Annotated in this window: 8 protein-coding genes; 2 read left to right on the forward strand and 6 right to left on the reverse strand. The window is 74.9% G+C overall.

Features of this window, described 5'->3' with window-relative positions:
* Nucleotides 1–1,216 (reverse strand): glycosyltransferase (locus Q6969_RS10300; protein ID WP_317230359.1); only part of this gene is annotated, 1,216 nt, incomplete at its 3' end.
* Between the two features lie 141 nt (nucleotides 1,217–1,357).
* Here Q6969_RS10300 and Q6969_RS10305 point away from each other — a divergent pair.
* Nucleotides 1,358–2,884, forward strand: a complete 1,527-nt coding sequence (locus Q6969_RS10305) for a deoxyribodipyrimidine photo-lyase (RefSeq protein WP_317230360.1) — start codon at nucleotides 1,358–1,360, stop codon at nucleotides 2,882–2,884.
* 60 nt (nucleotides 2,885–2,944) lie between these two features.
* Here Q6969_RS10305 and Q6969_RS10310 read toward each other — a convergent pair whose 3' ends face one another.
* Entirely contained in the window at nucleotides 2,945–4,033 is a 1,089-nt protein-coding gene (locus Q6969_RS10310; RefSeq protein WP_317230361.1) for a YihY/virulence factor BrkB family protein, read from the reverse strand.
* A gap of 295 nt (nucleotides 4,034–4,328) precedes the next feature.
* On the opposite strand from Q6969_RS10310, the gene panD reads away from it, so the two are divergent.
* Nucleotides 4,329–4,745 carry an aspartate 1-decarboxylase gene (gene panD, locus Q6969_RS10315; RefSeq protein WP_094115001.1) on the forward strand — a complete coding sequence of 139 codons (417 nt, stop codon included), beginning with the start codon at nucleotides 4,329–4,331 and terminating at the stop codon, nucleotides 4,743–4,745.
* Nucleotides 4,746–5,045: 300 nt separating this feature from the next.
* On the opposite strand, the gene Q6969_RS10320 is transcribed toward panD, so the two are convergent.
* The 4 genes from Q6969_RS10320 to Q6969_RS10335 all read right to left on the reverse strand — a co-directional run bounded on the left by Q6969_RS10320 (nucleotide 5,046) and on the right by Q6969_RS10335 (nucleotide 8,567).
* Nucleotides 5,046–5,819 carry a lysophospholipid acyltransferase family protein gene (locus Q6969_RS10320; RefSeq protein ID WP_317230362.1) on the reverse strand — a complete coding sequence of 258 codons (774 nt, stop codon included), beginning with the start codon at nucleotides 5,817–5,819 and terminating at the stop codon, nucleotides 5,046–5,048.
* 110 nt (nucleotides 5,820–5,929) lie between these two features.
* On the reverse strand, nucleotides 5,930–6,964 hold the full coding sequence (locus Q6969_RS10325; protein ID WP_317230363.1) for an aldo/keto reductase: 1,035 nt from the start codon (nucleotides 6,962–6,964) through the stop codon (nucleotides 5,930–5,932).
* A gap of 17 nt (nucleotides 6,965–6,981) precedes the next feature.
* Nucleotides 6,982–7,530 (reverse strand): hydophilic protein, encoded by a 549-nt coding sequence (locus tag Q6969_RS10330; RefSeq protein WP_317230364.1) that lies wholly within the window; start codon nucleotides 7,528–7,530, stop codon nucleotides 6,982–6,984.
* A 125-nt stretch (nucleotides 7,531–7,655) separates the two neighbouring features.
* On the reverse strand, nucleotides 7,656–8,567 hold the full coding sequence (locus Q6969_RS10335) for a metal-dependent hydrolase (protein WP_317230365.1): 912 nt from the start codon (nucleotides 8,565–8,567) through the stop codon (nucleotides 7,656–7,658).
* Between the last annotated feature and the right edge of the window lie 98 nt (nucleotides 8,568–8,665).

An 8,665-nucleotide genomic window follows, 5' to 3' on the forward strand; every position in this document is an offset into this window, starting at 1 on the left:
GCACGCCCGTGACCACCACGGCCAGCACCGCGACGGCTGTGGCGTCGACGGCGGAGAGCGGCGGCACGGCGTCGGCCGCAGCCGGGCCACGACGGCCGCGCGGGACCACGCGGTGCAGGCCGTCGCGGATGCGCGAGACGCCGTAGGCGGCCTCGCCCGCCTCCAGGGGCAGGTGCGTCGCCCCGAAGAGCACGTCGGCGAGCGTGCGCTCGCGGATGCGGCGCAGGGTGCGGATCTGCAGCGGCAGCCGCACCAGCACGGGGACGGCCCACCACCAGGCCGGATGCAGCTCCCCCCGGATGCCGGCGGCGCCGAGGTAGAGCGCGATGAGGGCGTAGGACACGAAGCGGAGGACGGGCCCGACGCCGATGCGCAGCGCGGCGAGACGGGCGCGGCGCCGGTCGGCCGCGCCGGCGGGCGACCCGGCGTGCGTGAGCCGGCCGACGTGCCGGTTCCACCGGTCGCGGCGCTCGCGCATCGCGCCCCAGCGGACGGCGGTGTCGACGCGCGCCCGCGCCCCGGGTACGAGCGCGGACCGGTCCTCGCCGGACAGGAGGGCCGTGAGGATCGCATCGGACGGGGCGACGGCCGAGGACGACGCCGGCTCGGGTGCGGGGATGCGGAGCAGCGTGGCGGGCGCCAGCGGGACCGGCCCGGTGAGGCCGAGGTCGATGCCGGTCTCCACCGCGCCCACCGCCCAGTGGCGGTGCAGGAGGCGGAGGGCGGCCGCCAGCGGCCCGCGGGATCCGCTCGGGCGGGGGTCGAGCCGGGCGGAGACGCCGACGGCGTCGGGATCGCGGTCGAGGGCATCGGCGAGGAGCTCGAGCACGCGCGGCTCCAACTCGGCGTCCGGCGACACGAGCAGCACGCGCCCCGGGGCGCCCACCAGGCGGAAGGCGAGGTCGTAGGCCGATCGGAGGGGGCTCTCGCGGGGGCCGCGGTCGATCACGGTGACGGTCGTCGCCGCGGGGCCCGCGCCGTCGGCGGGATGCTCATGCACGCCGTTGAACGTGCGCGCGACCGCGAAGGCGTCGTCGTGGCTGCCGGCCACCACGACGACGACGCGCTCCGGCGGTCGGGTCTGGGTGAGGAGCGACGCGAGGGTGCGCGCGATGGTGGCGCCGGAGTCGCGCGCGACGACGACCGCCGCGACGGCGTCGGGGCCGGCCGCTCCGCGGTGCGCGGACGGGGGCAGGGGGGCGCTCGGGTGGTCCATGGGCCTCTCGACGTCGGGTGCGGTCGGCGGTCGGACCCGGACGGACGCGCACTGCCACGACCGATGTTACGGGCCGCCCGGCTGCGTCCGCGCGAGCACCGCACACCCGCCGCCGGACGGACACCGTCCTAGGCTCGACGCATGACGGACGACGACGCCCCCGACCACGGATCGACGGACCGGGAGGGCGCCGCGGCGGCGCACGGGCCGAGCATCGTGTGGCTGCGCGACGACCTGCGCGTGGCCGACAACCCGGCGCTGCACGCGGCGGTCGAGCGGGGCGAGCCGGTCGTGGTGCTGTACGTGCTCGACGAGGAGAGCGACGGGATCCGCCCGCTCGGCGGCGCCGCCCGCTGGTGGCTGCACATGAGCCTGTCGCGCCTCGGGGAGTCGCTCCGGGACCTCGGCTCGCCGCTCGTGCTGCGTCGCGGACCGGCCGCGCGCGTGCTCGCCGAGCTCGTCGAGGAGACCGGGGCCGGCGCCGTGCTCTGGAACCGGCGCTACGGCGGGGCGGAGATCGCGGTCGACACCGGCATCAAGAAGGACCTGGGGGACCAGGGCCTCGACGTCCGCAGCTTCCAGGGGTCGCTCCTGGTGGAGCCGTGGACCGTGACCAACAAGCAGGGCGAGCCGTTCCGCGTGTACTCGCCGTTCTGGAAGACCGCGCAGGAGCGCGAGGAGCCGCGGAAGCCCCTCCCCGCGCCCACGGGGCTCGACGCGCCGCGGAAGCGCCCTCGGACGGACGACCTCGACGACTGGGGTCTGCTGCCGACGAGGCCGGACTGGGCGGGCGGGCTCCGCGAGTCCTGCGACCCGGGTGAGGCGGCGGGGCTGCAGCGCCTCGAGGACTTCGTCCACCACGAGCTCGAGGACTACGCCGCCCAGCGCGACGAGCCCGCGGCGATGACCACCTCGCGGCTGTCGGCGTACCTGCGCTGGGGCGAGGTGAGCCCGTTCCAGGTCTGGCACCGGGTGCAGCGCACGCGCGGCAGGAAGGTCGGCGGCGACGAGGTCAACGCCACGAAGTTCCTGTCCGAGCTCGGATGGCGGGAGTTCAGCTACCACCTGCTGTACCACCAGCCCGACCTCGCCACCCGGAACTTCAGCCCGCGGTTCGACGGCTTCCCGTGGGAGGAGCCGACCGACGAGACGCTGGGCGCCTGGCAGCGCGGGCAGACCGGCGTGCCGCTCGTCGACGCCGGCATGCGCGCGCTCTGGAAGGACGGCCACCTGCACAACCGCGTGCGCATGGTCGTCGCGTCGTTCCTCATCAAGAACCTGCTGATCGACTGGCGCCTCGGGGAGCAGTGGTTCTGGGACACGCTCGTCGACGCGGACTCCGCCAACAACGCCGCCAGCTGGCAGTGGGTCGCCGGGTCCGGAGCCGACGCGGCGCCCTACTTCCGCGTGTTCAACCCGGTGCTGCAGGGGCAGAAGTTCGACCCGGCGGGCGAGTACATCCGCTCGTACGTGCCGGAGCTCGCGCACGCGCCCCGGGACGTGGTGCACGAGCCGTGGAAGGCCCAGGGCGACCTGGTGGCGAGCGCCGAGGACGACGCGGACTCCACGGCCGACGGCGGTCTCGCGGCCTATCCGTCGCCCATCGTCGACCTCAAGGAGTCCCGGCGTCGTGCGCTCGCGGCGTACGACGAGGTCAAGGACCGCTGACGCGCGAGGGGCCGGCGCGCGGATCGCGCACCGGCCCCGGCGTGACGCGTCGGCGGCGGATCAGGAGCGGTCGTCCGCCCGGTCCTCGCGGCCGAGGCGCTCGTCGCGGTCGTGGCGCTCGCGGATCCCGCGGCCGCGCTTCACGTCCTCGCGCTCCAGGGCGGCCTTCTTGTCGCTCACGGCGGTGTCCCGCGGCGGCAGCTGGATCGTCTCCTCCGCCGCGATGCCGGCCTGCAGCTGACGGCCCCGCTCGAGCTCCGCGTCGAACTCGGCGCCGAACAGCAGCGCGAGGTTCGCGATCCAGAGCCAGAGCAGGAAGACCACGACGCCGGCGAGCGCGCCGTAGTTCTTCGCATAGCTGGAGAAGTTCGTGACGTAGAACGCGAAGCCGAGCGAGGCCACGACCAGCACGACGAGCGCGATGGCCGCGCCCATGCTCATCCACCGGAACCTCGGCTGCTTCGCGTTCGGGGTGGCGTAGTAGAGGATCGCGATCAGCAGGACGATCGCGAACGCGAGCACCGGCCACTTGGCGATGGACCACACGACCTGCACGGTCTGCCCGAGCCCGAGCGCCTCCCCGATGGCGTCGGTGACGGGACCGGAGATCGCGATGATGAGCCCGCAGACGAGCAGGAGCACGATGCCGATGACCGTGACGGCGAGCTGCGTGGGCTTGAGCTTCCAGAACGGGCGGCCCTCCGGGATCTCGTAGACCCGGTTCATCGCCCGGCTGAAGGCCCCGACGTAGCCGGAAGCCGACCAGACGGCCAGCACGATGCCCGAGACGAGCGCGAAGCCGGCTGCCGGCGAGTCCACGAAGCCCTCGATGACGGGGCCGAGGAGCTCCACCGCCTGGGGTGCGATCGGCTGGACCACCTCGGTCACCGCGTCCACGGTGCTCTGCCCCTGTCCGAACACGCCGAGCAGCGAGATGATCGCGATGAGCGCCGGGAACAGCGACAGGACCGCGTAGTAGGTCAGCGACGCGGCGATGTCGGTGCACTGGTCGGAGCCGAACTCGCGCATGGTCTTGCGGAGGACGTACTTCCACGACGGCTTCTCGATGTCCGTCGGGGAGTCGGGCTTGCGCGCGTCGTCCTGGTCGGGCCGGTCCTCGATGGTGCCGGCTGTGTCTCGTCCTGCCACTGGTGCCTCCGTGGTGATCGGTGCGGGTCGGGTCCCCTCCCCCAGCGTGGCCCGCGGCGGGCGGCGCGCATAGCCCGGACGGCGGCCGCACCGTGCCCGCGCGGCGGCTGCAGCGCGCCCGGCCGCGTCCGCGCTGCCCGCGGGGGTCTCGTACACTCGCCGGGGGCCACGCGCGACCTCGGATCCGGCACCCGCCGGAACATCCGCCCGCCGCCGCGCGTTGCCCTCGTGATCGCCCCGCGATCACCGTGCTCCGCCGACGCGCGCACGGACGCCGCCCGGCAGAGGAGGACGCATGCTGCGCACCATGATGACCGCGAAGATCCACCGCGCCACGGTGACGCACGCCGACCTGCACTACGTGGGCTCGGTGACGGTCGACCGCGACCTGCTCGACGCCGCCGACATCCTCGTGGGCGAGCGCGTGAGCATCGTCGACGTCACCAACGGGGCCCGGCTCGACACCTACACGATCGCGGGCGAGCGCGGCAGCGGCGTGCTCGGGATCAACGGCGCCGCCGCCCACCTCGTGGGCGTGGGGGACGTGGTGATCCTCATCGCGTACGGGCAGATGACGACCGAGGAGGCCCGTGCCCTCGAGCCGCACGTGGTGCACGTCGACGCGCGGAACCGGATCGCCCGCGTGGACGCCGATCCCACGGCGCCGCCCGCGCCGGGCCTCGAGCGCTCGCCGCTCTCCGAGCCGGCCTGACCCGCGTCCTCCCCCGAGCCCAGCACTGTACTGGGTCCCCCAAACGACGGACAGAGGCCGATCCCCCCAATACGGGGTACATTCCCGCGCAAGCCGGAGGAACGCCAGGATGCCGGGCTACCGTGGAGGCATCCGGTACGGCTCTTCGGGTGAGCTGTACCGCACCAGCCGGTTCGTCTGCGGGTAACAGACGTTCACGTGCGCAGTCCGGCCCGGGCCTCGAAGGTCCGGGCCGGTCTCATTCCCCCGTCGGTCCGTCCGGATCCGCCGCGTCGAGCGGCGCCCCGCGACCGGTCGACCTCAGCGCTCCTCGGCGCGTCGACGGCGGCGCTCGTCGCGCTCGGCGTCCGCGGCCGCGGCCTCCTCGGGCGTCGGCGCGGTGCCGCCGAGGTGGCGCGGCTGCCACCACGCGCCGCGCCCGTCGACCGGATAGTCGGCCTGCAGGCGGTCGACCAGCCCCTGGAGCTCCCCGCGCAGGGCGTCGGTGACGACGCGCGGATCCGCGTCCGGCGCCACCGGGATCCGCTCGCCCACGCGGAGGTGCACGGGGACGCCGATGCGGTCGCTCACGCGGATGCGGCGGTTCTTCGTCAGCAGCCGGTGCCCGCCCCATACGGCGACGGGGACGATGGGGACGCCGGCCTCGGCGGCCAGCCGGGCCGCCCCCGTCTTCAGCTCGCGCACGCGGAACGACGCGCTCACTCCCGCCTCGGGGAACACGCCCACGAGCTCCCCGGCGCGGAGCGCCGCGACGGCGTCGGCGTAGGCCGCGGCACCCGCCGTCATGTCGACGCTGATGTGGCGCATGCGGCGCAGGACCCAGCCGACGCCGGGCTGGTCGAACGCGCCCTTCTTCGCCATGAAGCGGATGCGGCGGCGGCCGTGCAGCCACGTCGCCCACTCGACTAGGGCGAACTCGAGGTACCCGAAGTGCGTCATCGCGATGACGGCGCCCCCGGTCTCGGGGATCCGCTCCCGTCCGTCGGCGACCAGGCGGAGGCGGAGGGACCCGAAGAGCGCGCGGCCCAGGATCACGGCGGTCCCGTAGACGGGCTCGCGGGTGCGGCGGCTCATGCCACGACCCTAGGGGCCCTGCCTCGCCGCGCGCCGGGAGCCGACGCTCGCCGGACCGGCTCGTCGGCTCCCGTCGCTCCGCCGCGGCCCGGCGGCAGCCCGGCGGCAGCTCAGCGGCGGCGCTTGGCGGGATCCAGCCAGTAGTTGGAGAACCCCGTGTCGGCCGGGTTCACGTTCTGGCCGGGCGGCACGATCTCGTCGATGCGGTCGAGCGTCGCGGCGTCGAGCTCCAGGGTCGCGGCGTCGAGCTGGGACTCGAGCTGCTCCATGGTGCGCGGGCCGATGATCGCGCTGGTGACCGCCGGGTGGCGCAGCACGAACGCCAGCGCCAGGTGCACGAGCGGCACGCCGAGCTCGTCGGCGAGGGCGCCCAGCTGGTCGGCGGCCTCGAGCTTCGGGTCGGACGGGTCGTAGCGGGACGGGTCGCGGTCGTTGCGGTGCGTCTTGGGCATCTCCTGGCCCTTGCGGTACTTGCCGGAGAGCCATCCGCCGGCGAGCGGGCTCCAGACGAGCGTGCCCATGCCGTGCCGCTGGGTGGTGGGAAGGAGGTCCGCCTCGATTCCGCGCGTGAGGAGCGAGTAGGGCGGCTGCTCCGTGACGAAGCGCGCCGTGCCCCGCTCGCGGGCGGCCCACTGGGCCTCGACGACCTGGCTGGGCTGGAACGTGGACGACCCGATGTAGCGCACCTTGCCCTGGGAGACCAGGTCGGTGAGGGCGCCGAGGGTCTCCTCGATGTCGGTGTGCTCGTCCGGCCGGTGCATCTGGTACAGGTCGATGTAGTCGGTGCCGAGGCGGCGCAGCGAGTCCTCGACGGCCCGCATGATCCAGCGGCGCGACCCGCCGCGGTGGTTCGCCTCCGGCTTCATGCCGTTGAAGAACTTGGTGGCGAGGACGATGTCGTCCCGGCGGCCGGACTGCGCGATCGCCCTGCCAACGATCTCCTCCGACTCGCCGTAGGCGTAGATGTCGGCCGTGTCGATGAAGGTGATCCCGGCGTCGATGGCGCGGTGGATCACGCGGATGGACTTCTCGTGGTCGGTCTCGCCCCATGCGCCGAACATCATGGTGCCGAGGCAGAGGCGCGAGACCTCCACGCCCGTGCGTCCGAGGTGGGTGGTGGGCTGCTCCGTGGACTGCTCTGTCATGAGCGCCACGCTACGCGCTAGGAGTCGGCGCGGCCGCTCTCGGCGCCGGCATCGGCGCCGTCGGACGCCGGTGCGACGTCGGCCTCGGTGGACGCGCCGGGCTCGACCGTGGCCTGGGCCTCGTCGTCCATCGTCTCCAGCGTGATGTCGGCCTCGGGGGCCTCCTGGCCGTCGGCGTCGAGCGGCACGATGTAGTCGCCGAGGCGGCGGCGGGCCGCCTCCTCGCGCTGCACGCGGATGCGCTCGAGCTTCTCCTCGCGCAGGCGCAGGCGCTCGGTGTCGACCTCGACCCGGCGGACGGTGACGCCGCGGGTGGGGCCGGCGGCCTTCGCCGGGGTCGTCTTGCGGGACGGCTCGCGCTTCGCGGCCTCGCTCGCGGGCTTCCGCGACGGGGCGGTGCCCGACTTCGCGGCGGCCGAGGCGGGCTTCGTCGACACGGCCGGCGGCTTCCCGGAGCCCGGGCAGCGCTCGTGGTTCCGGCCGTGGTCGAGGATGTTGCCCGTGGCCATGCCGACGGGGTTCGCCTTGCCGCAGACCGAGCACTTCGTCGCGGGGGTTGCTGCCACGTTCGATACCACTTTCCATCGCCGCGCCGTCGCCGGACCGAGGATGCCGGTCGGCCGGACGGCGCCTGACCACGGTACCCGACGCACGAGGTGCGGGGATACCGGGCTCCCCCGGTCCGGGCGCGTCAGGCGGGGACGCAGGTGGTGCGCATCCGCACCACCACGGCGCCGTCGGCCTCCTCGACCTCCAGGTCGACCGTCACGGACGCGAGCTCGTGGAGGCCGGCGAGGTGCGTCCCGCCGCACGGGATCCGCGCCGTGTCGTCGGGCAGCTCGCAGACCCAGGAGCGGCGCGAGGTGAGCAGGTCGCCCTCGCGCTCGATCCGCGCGGCCGCTCCCGAGGCCACCCACCCGGCGAGCGTGGCGTCGACCTCGGCGCGCACCTCGTCGAGGCGCTCGAGGAGCGCGGCGGGCACGAAGCCCTTCTTCCGGAGCGACTTGCCGAGCCGGTAGACGTCGACCGACGACCACGGGCCGATGCGCGAGGTCCCGATGGCGAGCGCGTCGAAGCCCGGGGCGCCGAGGGCGTCCCGCGGGACCTCCTTGGTCCACGCGGCGGCCAGCGCGCGGTCGAGGGCGAGGGAGGCGAGGTGGCAGCCCGTGTGGCCGGCCGAGAGCGCCCGGCGGTGCTCGGGATCCACGGCGACCTCGGCCGCGTCGCCCGCGCGCACGTCGGCGTCGCCCGCGACGACGTGGACGGCGACGAACGACCAGCCGTCGGCGCCCTTCTTGACGGGCACGTCCGCGCCCACGTGCAGCGCGGCCCCGCCCTCCGCCGGATCCGTCCCGGCCGCCCCGACGAGGCAGTCGAGCACCTCGATGGCGGCTCCCCGCACCCGGAGGACGGCGCGGTCCGCGGGCTGGTCGGGCCAGGCCGCGTCGACCGGGTGGCAGGCGGTCGCGTCGAGGACGACCGCGAGGGTCCCGTCGTCGCGGGCGTCGACGCGGAGGACCGTGCCCTCGGAGGCGACGGCTCCCGCCGGGTAGGTGACGCGGGTGGGCGGCAGGGCGACGGCGCCCGCGGAGGTGGAGGTCATGGCGGCTCCCGGTTCGGTGTGCCCCGATCCTCCCAGAGCCGGCGCGGCGCACCGGCCCCGCGGATCACGTCCCCGCGCCCCGGGCGGGCGCCCGCCCG

It is taken from the genome of Clavibacter sp. MX14-G9D, from assembly GCF_032917815.1.
GTDB lineage: Bacteria > Actinomycetota > Actinomycetes > Actinomycetales > Microbacteriaceae > Clavibacter > Clavibacter michiganensis_K.

What these genes read in the sequence shown, in the direction of transcription:
- panD (WP_094115001.1), top strand. Translation starts at nt 4,329, where the DNA reads ATGCTGCGCACCATGATGACCGCGAAGATCCACCGCGCCACGGTGACG.
- Q6969_RS10320 (WP_317230362.1), bottom strand. Translation starts at nt 5,819, where the DNA reads ATGAGCCGCCGCACCCGCGAGCCCGTCTACGGGACCGCCGTGATCCTG.
- Q6969_RS10325 (WP_317230363.1), bottom strand. Translation starts at nt 6,964, where the DNA reads ATGACAGAGCAGTCCACGGAGCAGCCCACCACCCACCTCGGACGCACG.
- Q6969_RS10335 (WP_317230365.1), bottom strand. Translation starts at nt 8,567, where the DNA reads ATGACCTCCACCTCCGCGGGCGCCGTCGCCCTGCCGCCCACCCGCGTC.
- Q6969_RS10305 (WP_317230360.1), top strand. Translation starts at nt 1,358, where the DNA reads ATGACGGACGACGACGCCCCCGACCACGGATCGACGGACCGGGAGGGC.